The organism is Prodigiosinella aquatilis (genome assembly GCA_030388725.1).
GTDB lineage: Bacteria > Pseudomonadota > Gammaproteobacteria > Enterobacterales > Enterobacteriaceae > Prodigiosinella > Prodigiosinella aquatilis.
Window position 1 is genome coordinate 1487077 of the sequence record CP128857.1, and the last position, 16939, is coordinate 1504015.

The window sequence follows — 16939 nt, forward strand, 5'->3', positions numbered from 1 at the left end:
TTATATCCTCAATAGGACATCGCTCACATTTTTACCAATTCGTTCTTCGCCTTCAGTCATCTGTTTTTCCTCCGGAGTATACACTGATACAGGATAATGGAATGACTTGTTCAATAACCCTCAATATTGGCCTACCAATGAAGAGTGTATAGTAACTGCTAACAAACATCGATAAGTACCGGTTGCATTAATGTAGGCCGGCAGGAGACGTAAAATGAAACATGAATACGTTGTGGTGCAGAATGCCGAATCTCCTAAACAGTTATTCTTGTTATTCCATGGTGTCGGCGATAATCCGGTATCCATGGGTGAAATAGGCCGTTATTTTGCCGAGGCTTTCCCGCAAGCGCTGGTGGTGAGCATTGGCGGACCAGAAAGCAGTGGCGTCGGTAATGGTCGACAGTGGTTTTCGATACAGGGAATTACGGAAGAGAACCGGGTCGAGCGGATTAACACTATCATGCCCCGTTTTATTGACACGGTGCGTTATTGGCAGGAATACAGTCAGGTTGATTATGCACACACTGCATTAATTGGATTTTCGCAAGGTTCAATAATGATACTGGAAGCATTAAAAGCTGAAGAGAATCTTGCTGGTCGGGTGGTCGCCTTCAGTGGTCGTTTTGCCGCGTTGCCGGAACAACCATTCATCGATACTGTGGTGCATTTGATTCACGGTGAAGACGATCCGGTTATTACGGTGGATCACGTGTGCACTGCGGCGCATCGCCTGCGCTTGCATGGGTCTGATTTTACGCTGGATCTGGTACCAGAATTAGGTCATGCCATTGATGATGAAATGATGGGTTACGCATTGGAGCGGCTGAAAAATTATATTCCACAGCGTTATTGGGATGAAGCAATACAAGGTAATCGTGGCGAGTTAATCGCTTTCCGCTGATTGATCAACCGCATGAAGCAGGTAGTGGTACTGCTGCATGCGGTTTCCTCAGAACACACTGATTCAACTATCTGAAACCTGTTTAGATTCGTTCTACGATCATGGCAATGCCTTGACCCCCACCGATGCAGAGCGTCGCCAAGCCCAGGTTTTTATCATAACTATGCAAGGCATGAACCAGTGTAACCAATATTCTGGCACCACTCGCGCCAATCGGATGTCCTAACGCAATCGCACCGCCATTGACGTTGACTTTTTCCGGATCAAGTTGCAGCTCACGTTGTACTGCCAGAAACTGAGAGGCAAACGCTTCGTTAGCTTCGATCAGGTCAAGATCGTGAATACCCATGCCGGCTTTGGTCAATGCCTTTCGGGTCGCCGGAATGGGCCCTAATCCCATGACATCACTGGGAACACCGGCAGAAGCCCAATTTTTGATCCGCGCCAGTGGTGTGATGCCTTGCTTATGCGCCAGAGATTCCGTCATCAGAATCAATGTTGCGGCCGCATCGTTGATACCTGAAGCGTTACCCGCCGTCACAGTGCCATCAGGAGAAAAAGCAGGACGCAGTGCACTTAGTGAATCCCGTGTAGTATCGGCTCGTGGATATTCATCCTGAGCAAATATACGGGTCTGGTTTTTTTGTTTAAGCGTAATGGGAGTAATTTCGGTATTGAATCGTCCATTCTCTATGGCGTATTGAGCCTTCTGTTGTGATGCCAGGGCAACACTATCCTGTTCTTCCCGCGACAGTTGATAGCGGCGGGCAATATTTTCTGCCGTTGTCCCCATATGATAGTCGTTGAAGGCGCACCAGAGTCCGTCCTGAATCATGGAGTCCACCAGCTTACCATTCCCCATACGATATCCTTGACGGGCTTTTTCGAGCAGATAGGGCGCTGCGCTCATATTTTCCATGCCACCGGTGATACAGACCCGGTTGTCGCCAGCCAGGATGGATTGTGCGCCAAGTACCACCGCTTTGAGCCCGGAACCGCAGACTTTGCTGACGGTAAGCGATGGGGTTTCAATACTAATCTCTGATGCGATGCTTGCCTGATGGGCAGGATTTTGTCCCAATCCGGCTTGTAGTACATTCCCGAGAATCACTTCATCAATACGTAGATCGTCGGGTAATGCGCAAAGGCCATCACGGATAGTCGAGGCGGCCATGTCGATAGCGGATGTATTGGCCAGACTACCGGCAAATTTTCCTATTGCGGTTCTTTTGGCACTGACAATAACGACCGAGTCATGCATCGCTGCCTCCATTAATTTTCATTGTTTTTAAATCGGTGGAGACAATAAAGGTTGCCTCAGTTTTTTGACGCACGTTTTCCAGTGTGGTGTGGGGGCTGATTTCACTTAGTACCAATTGCTGATTAATAAAATGGAATACCGCCAGTTCGGTCACGACCATATTGACTTTATTCACGGCAGTCAGTGGGTAAATACAGCGTTTCAATAGCTTCGCTTCACCATTTTTTGCACAGTGTTCCATGGCGATGATGACTTTCTTCGCACCGACCACCAGATCCATAGCACCACCCATTCCCGGTACCATTTTCCCTGGAACCATCCAGTTGGCGAGGCTGCCATGCTCATCGACCTGTAAGCCACCAAGTACGCAGATATCCACGTGACCACCGCGGATCAGAGCGAACGAGAACGCGCTGTCGAACATAGCGGCACCAGGTACCATGCCGCAGGGTTGTCCACCGGCGTCAACCAGGTTTATGTCGGGTTCATCAATCGCACCCAGGCCCAGCAGGCCATTTTCTGACTGGAACGTCACCTGAATATTATCCGCTACATAATTGGCGACTTTGGTGGGTAAACCGATACCTAAATTAACCACATCGCCATCGTTGAGTTCTAAGGCTACCCGTCGGGCAATGATTGTTTTGGCATCCATTATTGCTCTCCTACATAAAGATGATCGACGAGCGCCGCTGGCGTAATAATGCACTCTGGCGATAATTGACCAACGGGAATAATCTGTTCGCACTGGGCGATAACTTTATTTGCCGCCAAAGCAATAAGAGGATTAAAGTTGCGAGCAGTCAGGTGATAAATAATATTTCCGCTGGTGTCGGCAATGCTGGCCTGAATAATGGCCAGATCTGCTTTTAAAGGCAGTTCCAATAAATAAGTGATACCGTTTATGGTTATTTTCTGTTTATTGTCTTCAACGATAGTACCCACGCCGGTGGGGGTCAGAAATCCTCCTAAGCCTGCACCGCCGCTGCGTATACGCTCAGCCAGCGTTCCCTGGGGAACCAGCTCCACCTCCATTTCACCAGCAATCATTCTGCGACCCGTTTCAGGATTGGTGCCAATATGTGAGGCGATGACTTTTTTGACCTGTCCACTGGCAATAAGCGGGCCTACGCCAGTATCAATAAATCCGGTATCGTTACCGATAATAGTTAAATCTGTGACATGGGATCGAATAATCTCGTTGACTAATAGTGTCGGTGTTCCAATCCCCATAAAACCACCGAACATAATTGTCATTCCGTCATACAGACAGGAGCGGAAATAGCTTGCATCAATGAGTTTGCTATTCATTGTGTTAAATTCCAGCAATAATGGTTAATAGAAAACCTATACCCAATACATTTCATGTTGCAGGAAGGCGGCAATTTAATAACCAGAGTAAATAATTCGCCTTCAACGAGAAATATGATGGGTATATGGCGGATAAATAATTACCCGCTGATTAAATAATAATTAAATATCAATATCGAGCATGGCGGAACTTAATCCTTTACCGTGCATATCCAATGCCAAAGAGCGGGTGACACCACCACCCAATGCGCCATACATAACAAAATTAAGCGCACTGATTTCCGGTAATTCATAACGGATAACATCGCCTTGAACAATATCTTTAAACCATTCTTTTACCTTTTCGGTGGTGACGCTATTTTTCAGTAGCTCATAATCTTCATCACGATAAGCAATCAGGGATATATTGGACGTATTGCCTTTATCTCCGGTTCGCGAGTGTGCAATGTGGCGTAATTTCATCATTTAATCTCCAGATAATTAATGGCGGGAATAACCAGCGAACGTGCCAGCAATGTTGAATCCATCGCCAGAATTTCTTTTACCGATTTATTTACGCCACCACCACCAGCCGGACCATTGGTATAAAGCGTTTCTATTTCATTACCGACTTTGATGGCTTCACTTCTGGATGAACATCTGGCGGCAACGCGGGCCCGCACTTCGTAAGGCTGATGGCCTTGAGAACGAGCAGGTCCGTGCAGGGCATCAATCCCAATAAGATCAAAACGTATTTCCTGTGGTGCAAAATGGCACAGTGTGAAGCGTCTTTTTACAATTTCCAGCGCTAGCTGGCCACGAGCGACTGCTCCGGGACCAGCATAAGAAATTTCACCTTCGCCGATATAACCATCTTGATAACCAACTGAGACTTTTAATGTTTCTGTCCTTTTGCGTCCGGTCGCCCCATGAATACAGACTCGGTTTTCTCCATCCTGAGTGAAATGAACACGACTGAAATCGGCAGTGACATCCGGTGTGATATAGCTGTCGGGTCGATGGATTTCATAAAGTAACTGTTCCTTGCAGGTATTTACGCAAACGTAGCCACCGGAACCGTCAACCTTGGTGATGACTGCATTTCCATCGTCACTGATCTCGGCTATTGGAAATCCAAGGCGTTCCAGATTGGGAATATCTTTGAATCCTGGGTCGGCATAGTAACCACCGGTAATTTGCCCGGCGCATTCAAGCAGATGTCCAATACACGTGCCTTTACCCAGATGATCCCAATCATCGGCAGTCCAGCCGAATTCGTACATCATGGGTGCCAGGAATAACGAGGGGTCGGCAACGCGGCCGGCAATAATAATGTCGGCATCTTGACGCAGTGCGTCAACCAGCGCGTCAGTCCCAAGATAAGCGTTGGCCGAAATAATATCTTTACCACATCTGGAAATGGGTTCACCAATGTCATCCAGCCGGGAATCCACTAGCAGCAATTGGGCATAGACGTCATCACCAGTGATGACGGCAATTTTTAACTGCCGGGCACCCAGTTCTCGGGCGATTTCCAGTACCCGCTGACCAGCAGACACCGGATTGGCAGACCCCATATTAGTGATGATCTTGATGCCTTTTTCCAGACACTGTGGCAACACGGCATACATTCTGTTTGCCAGCAATTCGTTATAACCCTTGTTCGGATCTTGTCGTTTTTGTTTTTGACCAATGGCAATCGTGCGCTCTGCCAGACATTCGAAAATCAGATAATCAATATTTCCTTTTTCTGCCAATTCGACAGCGGGTTCGATGCGATCTCCGGCATAACCGGCGCCTGAACCAATACGGATGGTTTTCATACAACACCTTATCGTTAAGTTTACAAGTATATTTTTCAAGTAGTTACGGTTACCAGGGGAATACGCCCGTGAGAACGCAGGCAAGCGTCATGGTGATGCTGGCACCCCAAAGTACCGGGATAGCGAACTTCTGGTGATCGGCCAGATCGACTCCCGCCAGACTGACAAGCAAGAACGTTGCCGGCGTTAGCGGGCTAACGGGAAAACCGGTGGTCATTTGTCCCATAACTGAAGCTTGCGCGACCTGAATGGACGGAATACCCAACATGTTTACGGTATGTGCGATAACCGGCATGATGCCGAAATAGTAGGAATCAGGGTCGAATATCAAGCTCAGCGGCATGGAAATTATGCCGATAATGAATGGAATATGAGAGGCAAAGGACGCAGGAATAAAGTCAACCGCTGTATGGGACATGGCTTTCAGCATACCGGTGCCGCCCATAATCCCGGTAAACGCACCAGCGGCGAAAAGAATACTGGCCATCATCAAGGCGGCTTTGGCATGCGCATTGATGCGTTCTTTCTGCATTTCAACATTGGGATAGTTAAACATCAGCGCCAGGGTCAGCGCGATCATGAACGCCACTGTCGGTGATATTTTAGTGAACACCATGGTACCGATAACGCAGATGACCAGTGTGATGTTAATCCAAAACATATGAGGGCGACGCAGCGCTTTTTCCGCGTCGGTAAGCTCCTTTACATGGTTGGTGTGATGGTCCCCGGTATCGGTGGCGCTAAAGCCATTACTGGATAGTCCCAGACGTTTTTGCTCTTTCTTCCCCCAGTAGTAACCCATGCCTACCATAAAAGTTAAACCACAAATTTGGGCAGGAATCAGCGGGATAAACAGATCATGTGTGGAGATGTTCAACGCGGCGGAAGCCCGGATCATTGGTCCGGTCCACGGAAGAAAATTTACCCCGGCACTCAGGGCGGTAATACCGACCAGTATGCGTTTGTCCATGCCGAGTTTATTAAACAGTGGCAGCATAGCGGGAATGGTGATCAGAAATGTGACGGCACCGTTACCATCCAGATGCGCCATCAGGGCCAGTACGCCAGTACCAATGATAATTTTGACCGGGTTGGTCCCGACGATACGCAATATTCCCCGAATAATGGGGTCGAACATACCCGCGTCAGTGACAACACCAAAAAAAGTGATGGCAAATACAAACATGGCGGCCATCGGTGCTAGTTTAGTTATTCCGTCAACGACATATTTCGCGGTATCTGTTCCACTACCGGCAATCAAGGCACCAATAACTGGGATAACAATTAATGCCACCAGCGGTGACATTTTCTTTGTCATAATAAAAAACAGTAATGTGGCTATAGTTAGCACACCGATTAAAGCCAACATAAATACTCCTATATTTATTACTTGTTATAGGGCTGTGTGATTGTAGAATTTTCTTTATTCAATCGTTTATTTGCCAATATATCCGTCATTTCTCCCGTTGCAGATGTGTTGGCGCTCCTTTTCATGGATCTTGCCCTTTATCGGTCGTGTGGACCCGCGTTCAAATCTGCTTCAGTAGATTTTCCACTCCAGTCCCTGATGTGCATACATTCATGGGGATTTCCTTAGTTGCCACTTGTCTGCATCGTGAAATAGGCAATTAACGTGAAAGGTTATTAACCCAGAGTGTTGTGTTTTTTTGCTGGGTATTTTTTACCATTGGTATGCCTGAAGTGCTAACTCGTAATCCTTATGAATCTATTCGATAATTTAATGGGTTTGTTTTATTCGTAATATTTATTGATTTGTTTGTTTAATTGATAAGTTATTAACTAACTGTTTTCTATGATTGTTATTGTGTTTTTTTTGACTGAGTTATTTTGCTTTTGTGATGTCGGCTTTAAGTTGCTATAAGAAATAAAAAAATAATCAAAATAATAAATGTAAATAAATGAGGGCTTGATCATAAAAATAAATAAATAGCCTTGTTGATGGTGCTTTTACACTATTTATTACAGGTGGGTTTTCTTGCGAGGGTATTATGAACTTATCAATTAAACAGCTCAGAGCGTTTATGGTATTGACGGAAACGGACAGTTTTACCCGGGCGGCTCAACGAGTTAATCTTTCTCAACCGGCGTTCAGTGCATTGATTGCCAGCCTGGAAGAAGATGTGGGATATCGTTTATTCGATAGGGATACACGTAAAGTACAGTTGAATGCGGATGGAATTCATTTTATTGAGATCGCCCGTCGATTGATGCAAATGCATGATGATGCCGTCAGCGAAATAAAATCGCACGCCACAGGTTATAAAGGAAAAGTCGTTTTAGCCGTATTGCCGTCTTTGGCTGTTGAATGGCTTCCTCAGGTGCTTACGCAATATCATCATGCTTATCCGAAAATCAAGGTGGAATTAATTGATACGCAATGGGATCGTTGTCTAAAAGCCATATTGGATGGTCAGGCTGATTTGGCGTTGACAGCGGGTGAACCTTCATCAGAAACATTCAGTTCTCGTATGCTGTTTGCCGATAGCTTTTACCTTATCTGTCATAAGGACCATTCACTGGCACAGCACAGTTTGGTGTCGATAGCGGAAATTAAAGATTGGGCCTTTATCGGTTTTTCCAAGGGAACCAGTATCCGGCAATATACCGATCAGTTAGCCGAACCAGAAGGATTCAACTATGTGCTTGAAGTCAGACAGTTGACGACGATGATGGGATTAGTGGCGGCTAGCTATGGTATTAGTATTGTTACGGGATTGACATTGTTTCAGTTTCAGCATCCTGATATTGCAATTATCCCGTTCAGAGATCTGTCGCTGAGACGCGGAATTTATCTGGTGACAGACAAGGAGCGACAACTCTCAATTTGTGCCAGGGAGTGCTATGACTTTCTTCAGGCCAGGGCGGAAGGTGTTGGGTATGAGCTTGAAACGCGCTTGACTCGGGCCTGAAGGATGCGCCGTATCAGGGTTTTTTTTGTGGCCAGTCGTCGTCTTCATCCCATTTATCGTTGTTATCACGATGGGGTGGGATTTCAGGTTTGTCGTTCAAAAAAGATTTGTGGTCAACACGCCGTAATTCTTTGATACCATTGAGTATTACTCCCAGCAGGAACACCAGAATGATCCACCAATAGTCAGCCAGCCATGCCATGTTATACCTCATCGATACGGGTGATAAAGCGGGTAAAAAGTTGTGGCAGATGTTTATTCAGCCACTGATAGCCAGCTATCTCTTCCCCGTGCCAGGATTCACGGATAACTGCTGGCGTTAACTGCGCCATCGCTACTCGCGCTAACGGTAAATAACTGATATGCCAAGGCTCAACCGCAACACCGCCATGATCATGCGCGTAAGGCCGATAAAACCCGAATAGCGGCATATGTGAGTCCAACCAGTCACTCAACGTAGAGAAATATCCGCCAGTTTCGTACTCCCAGGGCTCCAGTTGCAGTGTTTGCCCCGAAGGAAGCCGGTCAGGATCGTAGATATCCAGATCGCTGCCCCAGTGATGCCGACTGCCACCTGGCAATGCGGACCAGCGCAGTATCGCTTCACAGCGGTCACCCTCACTTAACGTGAGGGCATCCAACGGCTGATTGTCTTTATCCAGTAACGGCCGCAGACCGGTAAATTTTCCGTTCCAGATCTGTTGCTGACGCCCGAAGTCACGAAAGGTACTCGCTGGCTGGAGATTAAAGCCATCCTGCCGGGCCGCCTGTTGCATGGACTTAAAAGCGATAACGGCTTCCGGTTGCAAACGGTGTTGACCTGTCAGAGTGACCAGATGCCCATCATTCTTGCCTGTCAGCATGGCCGACGTAATCATGCGATCAACTGCTCCATGATGCGTTGATACATCCGGCTTAACAGTTGCAAATCTGCTGCACTGACACACTCATTCACTTTGTGAATAGTGGCGTTTACCGGTCCGAGTTCAACTATTTGTGCTCCCATCCGCGCAATAAAACGGCCATCAGAGGTGCCGCCGTTGGTCAGTAGTTGCGGTGTGATTTCACAATAATGTTCAACTGCATCAATAATAGCATTCACCAGCTCGCCGTGTTCGGTCAGGAAGGGATGCCCGGATAATTGCCAATCCAGAGTGTACTTGAGTTGGTGACGGTCAAGTAGTTCAGCGACACGTTGCTTAATGCGTTCATCGGTCAATTCGGTACTGAAGCGAAAATTGAACTGCACAAACAGTTCGCCAGGAATAACGTTATTGCTGCCGGTTCCTGCCTGAATATTTGCAATCTGCATACTGGTTGGAGGGAAAAACTCATTTCCCTGATCCCATTCCGTGGCTATCAGTTCATGCAACGCGGGCATGGCGCGGTGTACCGGATTGTCTGCCAGGTGGGGGTACGCAACATGACCTTGTATACCGTGTATGTAAAGGTTGGCGGTGATTGAACCCCGACGGCCATTTTTCGCCACATCCCCGATACGTGTCGTGCTGGAGGGTTCGCCGATCAGGCAGTAATCAAGGCGCTCCTGGCGAGCCATCAAGGTTTCAACAACCTTAACCGTACCGTTTACGGCTTTGGCTTCTTCGTCTGAAGTAATTAAAAACGCCAGGCGTCCTTGGTGGTGGGGATGCGTGGCAACAAAACGTTCAGCGGCAACCACCATCGCCGCCAATGACCCTTTCATATCTGCTGCGCCACGTCCATACAGCATGCCATCGCATAGCGTGGGTTCGAATGGAGGGTGCTGCCACTGCTTTTCATCCCCGCAGGGGACTACATCGGTATGACCGGCAAAGGCTAGTGTTTTCCCTGTGCCACGCCAAGCCCAGAAATTTTGGGTATCGCCAAAATTCATTTTTTCTATGCTGAAACCAATCGCCTGCAAACGTTCAATCATCAACGCCTGACAACCTTCATCATTAGGGCTGAGGGAAGGGCGTTTAATTAACTGCTGAGCCAGTTCTAGTACCGGGCAAGACACGTTATTTATTCTCCGCAAAAAAGTGCTGATAGCTATCCTCGCTGAAACCAAGTAATGCGGCACCGTGGTCAGTGACTAACAAGGGCCGTTTGATGAGCGAGGGGTGCTCCAGCATAACAGTTTTTGCTGCGTCTTCATTATTGGTTGCATTACGTTTCGCTTCATCCAGCTTGCGCCAGGTTGTTCCACGGGTATTAATCAAGGGTTGCCAACCGACCAAATTGATTAAAGCCTGCAATTGTACGTCATCCAGACCGTCCACCCGGTAGTCATGGAAGCGATAGTCAATGTGATTGTTTTCTAACCAGCGACGGGCTTTTTTGATGGTATCGCAGTTCTTAATACCGTACATAACTGTCATCATTTTATAAAACTCTTCACTTTTTATTTGATAAGAATGAAGAGCATACCGTATTAGCGCTAATGGTGGCAGAATATTGAATTTGTTTTAGTAGATCATGTGGTTAAGTGAAGTGTCTGTCTATTGGGAAGAGAAAATGAGCCAGTGCTGTTTCATTATTGATAGCAGCACAGGCTCTTTTTTAGGCTGAAAGGAAGTATTTTCGTCTGATCCAAAGGGAAACATTCACCAGACCAATCATCACTGGCACTTCAACAAGCGGCCCGATGACAGCAGCAAAAGCAGCACCGGAGTTGATGCCATAAACAGCGACGGCTACCGCGATAGCGAGTTCAAAGTTGTTACTGGCCGCAGTAAACGAGAGTGTTGCACTCTTTTCATAACTCGCGCCTAAGCGTTTGCACATGAAAAATGAGATGGCAAACATAGCAACAAAGTAGATAAGCAAAGGGATAGCAATACGTACGACATCGAAAGGGAGACTGACAATCAATTTTCCCTTCAGACTGAACATCACCACAATGGTGAACAGCAACGCAACCAGGGTGATAGGGCCGATCTTGGGAACGAAGTGGGCGTGATACCACTCTTTGGAAACAAAGTGCAGCATGATCACTCGGGTCAATATGCCGGCAATACAGGGGATGCCCAGATAGATGAACACACTCTTGGCAATTTGCGCGATGGAGATATCAACAATTGAACCAGACAACCCGAAGAACGGCGGCAGTATGGTAATAAATAGCCAGGCATAAGCGCTGAAAAACAACACCTGAAATATCGAGTTGAACGCCACCAGACCCGCTGCATATTCCGTTGAGCCTTTTGCCAGTTCATTCCAGACAATCACCATAGCGATACAACGCGCCAGACCGATCATGATAAGACCAACCATATATTCCGGTTTGTCATGCAGGAAAATCACGGCTAGTGCGAACATGAGCGCCGGACCGATGAGCCAGTTTTGGATCAGCGACAGGGTTAACACTTTTCTGTCGCGGAATACGTCTGGTAGTTCTTCATACCGTACCTTGGCAAAAGGGGGATACATCATCAGGATCAGCCCGGCAGCAATCGGAATATTGGTTGTTCCCACCTGAAAGTGGTTAATGAAGTTCTCTACACCAGGGACTAAAAAACCGAGACTCACACCCAGAGCCATTGCAGCAAAAATCCAGACAGTCAGATACCGGTCTAAAAATGAGAGCTTGCGAGTGATGTCACTCATCGAGGATTTTCCTTAATTTGTGGATGATTGTTATTCAATACCAACCGTTAGCGTTTGAATTAATGCGATTGGGTTCCAGTCCGTTCAAGAGGCTGCTGTAATAGCGGCGATGTCGAATGACTGAGCATCAGACGACTATTGATAAGCCATGCCCACGGTTCAATACTCTCCTGGCGTAAATCAGCCCGAAAATTAGTGGCTTCTGTACCGAATACTCCACTTGAACAATATACTACTAGGTCAAAAATCTGGATCAGCGCCATGATGACTTCTCTCTACACAATGATCTGAGCAATTTTATCCATCGCTGTTTTCAGTGCAGTTTTATCGTGTTGCAGCTCATTCAGCGGCAGAGCGAAAAGTGCTTCGATACGGGCACGTAGGATCTTGTATGCCTGCATGAATGAGGCGTCAATTTCTTCATCAGTACCTGTTGCATGCGCTGGATCTTCAACGCCCCAATGAGTACGCAATACCGGGCCGAGATAAGCCGGGCAGGTTTCATTCGCCGCATTTCCGCAAACACTGATCACGATGTCAGGTATCGCTGGCAGGTTTTCCCATGATTTGCTGTAGTAGCCTTCAGTGGAAATACCTTCGTGTTGTAACAGCGCGATTGAGCGAGGATGTACCTGACCGGTTGGGTTACTGCCGGCACTCATTGCGTGCCAACCTTCTGGAGCCAACTGATTGAAAATCGCTTCGCCCAAAATGGAGCGACAAGAGTTACCAGTGCAGAGGAATAAAACGTTCATCATCAGTCCTTTTGTGTGGATACATTGGGCAATACCACCGAAGAACAGGAAGTGTCTTCCCTGAATGACGCGCATTCTTCCGGATGGCCGGAACAACACTCTTCAGTCAGGTAAGCAATAACATCCAGCATCACGGGGATATTAGCCCGGTAACGCTGAAAGCGTCCTTCCTGTTCGACTGTCGTCAATCCGGCATGTGTCAAGGCTTTGAGGTGAAAAGAGAGTTTGTTTGGCGCGAGATCAAGCTCCTGCGCTAAATCACCTGCTACCTGGCCTTTCAGCCCGGTTCTCACCAACAAACGATAAATATCCAATCGAATGCCGGATGCCAGAGATTCAAAAATAATAACTGCGTTTTCTTTGTTCATTGTTTCAATTCTACAAGTATAGTTGAAATGATCAAGTGTTTAAGAAGGCGTAAATATCATCACATGCCAAAATGGAAAACTAGCTACGAGTCACTCTGCGTCTCAGTATCTCCTATTGGCTTTTTCAATATGCTGGTCAAGCTACGGGGGATATGCTTGGATCGGAGTTGTTGACAGATTTCAGTGTGTTGGCATAGATACTCCGGTACCGCACGCCATCACACTCTAGGTTATGTGGCTGTTTAGGGGCCAATTTTGTGGGGTAAGTCTGGGGTATAATCGCTGCTAATCTATTCTTCTGTTTTATGACAAAATTGCTCGGTGTTGTAGTGTGGCAATGTAAAGGTAATGTGTTGATAATTAAATTGGAAAATGAATTTCTTGTAGAGTGGGTAGTGATACCGGCACATCATGGATGTGCATAATGGTTTATTATGGTCAAAAAAAAAGCATATAATAACCCCGCCGAATAAGAAAACTTAAGGGGCTATCATGATTGAGATAGAACTCAATAACTGGAAAAGCTTCATCGAAGCGATGTTACGTAAGTAACAATTGGTCTATTTATATTAGTATAATTTTTGTTTGTGTCATTACCGACCAGGAACAAAGTTTGAGCAATCTAAAGCAGTAACGTCGACGTTACTGCTTTTTTGTGTCTGAGATAGTGAACAGTTAATTTATTAATTAACTGATTTTTAAATATTAATTTCCGTCACGACACTTCGGATAACCTAAGACGGCGTTATTCTCTCCTTTAGAATTTACTTCCTATTTTGTGATCTACTTCGCGATTTTTTTTGATGCCCGTTGGAAATGGTTATGCCTGGTCCAGAGCATAAATGAGGAAAACCAAGTAAATAAAAGAGGCTATTATTCTCATTCTGTTTGAAATATCAGCAATCCACCGGTTTGTCGGATCGATTTCCCCTCATCCAAGGGCATAACGGGCCGCGGCGGTGGCATGTAGTAAGGTGGTATCGAATAAAGGTACCTGGGCATCGTCTGCATTAATTAGCAACGGTATCTCTGTACAGCCCAGAATGATCCCTTCAGCGCCTTGCTGTTCCAATCGTTGGATGATTTTCCGGAATTGTTGGCGCGAAGCATCAAGCGTTTTACCCAGACACAGCTCCTGAAAGATAATGTTATTAATGATTTCTCTTTCCTGCTGGTCAGGGGTAAGGACGGTGATGCCATATAGATCTGTCAAGCGTTGACGATAAAAGTCCTGTTCCATGGTATAGCGCGTGCCCAGCAGCGCCACCTTGGTGATGCTTTGTTGCTGGATGCTGATGGCCGTGGCATCGGCGATATGGATCAATGGCAGCTCACAGGCGCTTTCTACCTGGTTCGCAACCTTGTGCATTGTATTTGTACAAATCACAATGGCTTCAGCGCCCGCTTTTTTTAATCCACATGCTGCTTCTGACAAAACATGGGCTGCTGTCTCCCAGTCTTCTTGCGATTGCAGTTGTTCGATGTCATAAAAATCGACACTGTGCAGTAGTAGTCGGGCTGAATGCAGACCACCCAGTTCGTTTTTTACATATTCATTGATAATACGGTAATAAGGGATCGTGGATTCCCAGCTCATTCCTCCGAGTAATCCCAGCATTTTTTGCATGTAAAGTCTCCTCCGACTTGGATACTGAAAAAAGTGATGAATCGAGAATAACGTATCAGAGAAAAGAGGGAAAAGTCCTAAAAGTGATGAATTAATGCTTCTTGCTCATTTTTTTATCGTGTTTTATCACTTTTTATCTATCTTTGACTGGACAAATGGTCCATCTATTGCTGTACTGTACGCGACACAGATTTTGTGTCTTTCATTCATGTTAAAGGTAAGTTTGATGTCTAAGATTAAAGGTAGCGTTAAGTGGTTTAATGAATCCAAAGGATTCGGTTTCATTACTCCGGAAGATGGTAGCAAAGACGTATTTGTACATTTCTCTGCCATCCAGAGTAATGGTTTTAAAACTCTTGCTGAAGGTCAGCGTGTAGAGTTTGAAATCACTAGCGGTGCTAAAGGTCCTTCTGCTGCTAACGTTATCGCTATTTAATTATACCGGTTTCTTAAAAAACCCGCCCAATGGCGGGTTTTTATTTTGTGGCACATCATTTGATCTAGTGTGCGGTAAGTCCGGTTACCAGAGCAAATGCCAGCGATGTCATTAACAATGAACCGACCAGATTTAACAGTAGATTCAACCCGGCAGCAAGCCACTCTCCGCCTTGCAATAGTGTGACGACCTCAAAAGAGAATGTAGAGAACGTCGTCAAGCCTCCACATAAACCTGTCGTGATGAGTAGTTTCCAGTGCGGATCAAGATCGGGTTGGCGAATAAAATAGCCCATTGCTGCACCGATGATAAAAGCCCCAGCCATATTAGCCAAAAAAGTCCCTATTGGTATCTGAGGGGAAATGCTGTTAAAACGTAGGCTCAGCAGCCAGCGTAAGATGCTTCCTATCCCGCCACCAATAAAAACAGCAAATAAAGTACTATACATGGTCACCTTTTTGTTTAAAGGAAAGTCAGAATGATCTCGAAAAGAAGAGTATAACGCTACGACCCCTTTTCGAGGAGTTCGTAGACATCATTAGCCGGAAGGCGGTTATGGAGGAATGTCATCTCCGTTACTGGTATAAAAGTTTACCTTTTTGTCGCGCATTTTTGTAGAGAGTGTTGCCATGAAATGGCATGCGATGCGGTGTAATGTGTTAACACATATTAAGGAGCCTGATGATGAAAGTTTCACTCGGCCAGTTTGCCGTACAGCGTACATGGCAAGACAATGCTATTACCTGTATAGCATTAATGCAGAGGGCAGCGGCGGCGGGAGCCGATTTATTAGTGTTACCAGAAGCTGTTCATGCCAGGGATAATAATAATGCTGAATGGGGGATGGACGCTGCTCAGCCTATTAATGGTCCTTTTGTCAGTCAATTGCTGGGAGCCAGTCAATCGATTGATATCACAGTTATTTTTACTATCCATACCCCTGTTCATAATGAGTTTGTGCACAATACTCTATTGGTGCTTCGTCAGGGTGAAGTGTTGGCTTTCTACCATAAACTGCATCTTTATGATGCTTTTTCTTCCCAGGAATCAAAGCGAGTGATACCGGGTGAGTCAATACCGGCCATTATTGAAATAGCAGGAATAAAAGTGGGATTGATGGTGTGCTACGACGTCCGTTTCCCCGACCTGGCGCGACAGTTGGTCATGAATGGCGCAGAGGTATTGGTATTACCCTCCGCCTGGGTTAAGGGGCCGCAGAAGGAAGCGCACTGGGAGTTGTTAACCAGAACGCGAGCGTTGGAAAATACCTGCTATATGGTCGGAGTCGGTGAATGTGGGGAAAAGAATATCGGCAACAGTCTGGTTGTTGACCCGCTGGGTGTTGTGATCGCCCGGGCGGCGGAAGTTCCTGACCTTATCTTTGCAGATATTAATTTTGAGCGTATTCAACATGTTCGCCATCAGTTACCTGTTTTGCGTCATAACCGATTCAAGGTTCCTGTATTGCGATAATCTGAATTTCGATCTCTACTCGTAGAGCAGAACATCAGTAACCATGCTCTTGGCTGGCATGGTCTTACTTTGTTACATATAGCCTTTGTGTTGTTAAGGGCTTTCTTTTAAAAAGAGTAATAATAAGAAACGTGCTGGTTCCCAGCGTATATAATCAGGTAGGTAGGTATGGAAGGTATCAGTATTGCCAAACTTTTAGTGATCGGCGTGCTTGTCGTTTTGCTATTTGGAACCAATAAATTACGCAGCCTGGGTGGAGATCTTGGCGCGGCAATCAAAGGTTTCAAAAAAGCAATGAGTGATGAGCAACCAACGAACAATGCTAGCTCAGATGAACCCGTTGCACTTAACGATACGACTCATCACAAAGAGTAAGATCCCACAAAGAGCAAGCTCCTGAGACGGTTAAAAACTAATAGCGGACGGCATGTGACCGCCCGCATCTTTTCGTGTCAGGAAAATGTAACCGCGCATTACGGCAATT

The 16939-nt window shown here is 46.2% G+C and carries 20 protein-coding genes and 1 riboswitch; of the genes, 5 read left to right on the plus strand and 15 right to left on the minus strand.

Translation table 11 applies throughout. The features are described from left to right. The first annotated feature begins 214 nt into the window (after positions 1-214). Entirely contained in the window at positions 215-901 is a 687-nt protein-coding gene (gene ypfH / locus PCO85_06940; GenBank protein WJV55147.1) for an esterase, read from the plus strand. A gap of 82 nt (positions 902-983) precedes the next feature. Here ypfH and PCO85_06945 read toward each other — a convergent pair whose 3' ends face one another. The 6 genes from PCO85_06945 to PCO85_06970 all read right to left on the minus strand — a co-directional run bounded on the left by PCO85_06945 (position 984) and on the right by PCO85_06970 (position 6644). Further along, positions 984-2162 carry an acetyl-CoA C-acetyltransferase gene (locus PCO85_06945; GenBank protein ID WJV55148.1) on the minus strand — a complete coding sequence of 393 codons (1179 nt, stop codon included), beginning with the start codon at positions 2160-2162 and terminating at the stop codon, positions 984-986. Continuing rightward, positions 2155-2817, minus strand: a complete 663-nt coding sequence (locus PCO85_06950) for a 3-oxoacid CoA-transferase subunit B (GenBank protein WJV55149.1) — start codon at positions 2815-2817, stop codon at positions 2155-2157. Before PCO85_06950 ends, PCO85_06945 begins: the two co-directional genes overlap by 8 nt. Further along, complete coding sequence (atoD, locus tag PCO85_06955; GenBank protein WJV55150.1) at positions 2817-3473, minus strand: acetate CoA-transferase subunit alpha; 657 nt, start codon at positions 3471-3473, stop codon at positions 2817-2819. The genes PCO85_06950 and atoD overlap by 1 nt, the downstream gene beginning before the upstream one ends. Before the next feature lie 162 nt (positions 3474-3635). Then, positions 3636-3938, minus strand: a complete 303-nt coding sequence (locus tag PCO85_06960; GenBank protein WJV55151.1) for a hypothetical protein — start codon at positions 3936-3938, stop codon at positions 3636-3638. After that, complete coding sequence (locus PCO85_06965) at positions 3935-5275, minus strand: acyclic terpene utilization AtuA family protein (protein WJV55152.1); 1341 nt, start codon at positions 5273-5275, stop codon at positions 3935-3937. Before PCO85_06965 ends, PCO85_06960 begins: the two co-directional genes overlap by 4 nt. A 49-nt stretch (positions 5276-5324) precedes the next feature. Continuing rightward, positions 5325-6644 (minus strand): citrate:proton symporter, encoded by a 1320-nt coding sequence (locus tag PCO85_06970; GenBank protein WJV55153.1) that lies wholly within the window; start codon positions 6642-6644, stop codon positions 5325-5327. 640 nt (positions 6645-7284) lie between these two features. On the opposite strand from PCO85_06970, the gene PCO85_06975 reads away from it, so the two are divergent. Continuing rightward, entirely contained in the window at positions 7285-8205 is a 921-nt protein-coding gene (locus PCO85_06975) for a LysR family transcriptional regulator (GenBank protein ID WJV55154.1), read from the plus strand. Positions 8206-8218: 13 nt separating this feature from the next. Here the strand turns inward: PCO85_06975 and PCO85_06980 are convergent, their stop codons facing one another. The 8 genes from PCO85_06980 to PCO85_07015 all read right to left on the minus strand — a co-directional run bounded on the left by PCO85_06980 (position 8219) and on the right by PCO85_07015 (position 14546). Continuing rightward, positions 8219-8407 carry a YpfN family protein gene (locus PCO85_06980; GenBank protein WJV55155.1) on the minus strand — a complete coding sequence of 63 codons (189 nt, stop codon included), beginning with the start codon at positions 8405-8407 and terminating at the stop codon, positions 8219-8221. Between the two features lies 1 nt (position 8408). Then, positions 8409-9083: a M15 family metallopeptidase gene (locus tag PCO85_06985; protein WJV55156.1), complete on the minus strand. Its 675-nt coding sequence runs from the start codon at positions 9081-9083 to the stop codon at positions 8409-8411. Beyond that, the gene (dapE, locus tag PCO85_06990) at positions 9080-10207 is read right to left on the minus strand and encodes a succinyl-diaminopimelate desuccinylase (GenBank protein WJV55157.1); all 1128 of its coding nucleotides are present in this window, start codon (positions 10205-10207) and stop codon (positions 9080-9082) included. The genes PCO85_06985 and dapE overlap by 4 nt, the downstream gene beginning before the upstream one ends. A 1-nt stretch (position 10208) precedes the next feature. After that, positions 10209-10568 carry an ArsC family reductase gene (locus PCO85_06995; protein WJV56018.1) on the minus strand — a complete coding sequence of 120 codons (360 nt, stop codon included), beginning with the start codon at positions 10566-10568 and terminating at the stop codon, positions 10209-10211. A 181-nt stretch (positions 10569-10749) separates the two neighbouring features. Then, a complete protein-coding gene (gene arsB, locus PCO85_07000; GenBank protein ID WJV55158.1) occupies positions 10750-11796 on the minus strand; it encodes an ACR3 family arsenite efflux transporter in 1047 nt (348 codons plus the stop codon). Positions 11797-12071: 275 nt separating this feature from the next. Beyond that, entirely contained in the window at positions 12072-12551 is a 480-nt protein-coding gene (locus PCO85_07005; protein WJV56019.1) for an arsenate reductase ArsC, read from the minus strand. Positions 12552-12553: 2 nt separating this feature from the next. After that, complete coding sequence (locus PCO85_07010) at positions 12554-12919, minus strand: metalloregulator ArsR/SmtB family transcription factor (protein WJV55159.1); 366 nt, start codon at positions 12917-12919, stop codon at positions 12554-12556. A gap of 931 nt (positions 12920-13850) precedes the next feature. Further along, positions 13851-14546 carry an aspartate/glutamate racemase family protein gene (locus PCO85_07015; GenBank protein ID WJV55160.1) on the minus strand — a complete coding sequence of 232 codons (696 nt, stop codon included), beginning with the start codon at positions 14544-14546 and terminating at the stop codon, positions 13851-13853. A gap of 226 nt (positions 14547-14772) precedes the next feature. Here PCO85_07015 and cspE point away from each other — a divergent pair, with 226 nt between their 5' ends. Beyond that, positions 14773-14982, plus strand: a complete 210-nt coding sequence (gene cspE, locus PCO85_07020) for a transcription antiterminator/RNA stability regulator CspE (GenBank protein ID WJV55161.1) — start codon at positions 14773-14775, stop codon at positions 14980-14982. A 64-nt stretch (positions 14983-15046) separates the two neighbouring features. Here the strand turns inward: cspE and crcB are convergent, their stop codons facing one another. Next, a complete protein-coding gene (gene crcB, locus PCO85_07025; protein ID WJV55162.1) occupies positions 15047-15430 on the minus strand; it encodes a fluoride efflux transporter CrcB in 384 nt (127 codons plus the stop codon). 74 nt (positions 15431-15504) lie between these two features. After that, positions 15505-15565: riboswitch (Fluoride riboswitch) on the minus strand. 101 nt (positions 15566-15666) lie between these two features. On the opposite strand from crcB, the gene PCO85_07030 reads away from it, so the two are divergent. Further along, on the plus strand, positions 15667-16455 hold the full coding sequence (locus PCO85_07030; protein WJV56020.1) for a deaminated glutathione amidase: 789 nt from the start codon (positions 15667-15669) through the stop codon (positions 16453-16455). Between the two features lie 168 nt (positions 16456-16623). Then, positions 16624-16830, plus strand: a complete 207-nt coding sequence (gene tatA / locus PCO85_07035; protein ID WJV55163.1) for a Sec-independent protein translocase subunit TatA — start codon at positions 16624-16626, stop codon at positions 16828-16830. Positions 16831-16939 lie beyond the last annotated feature (109 nt).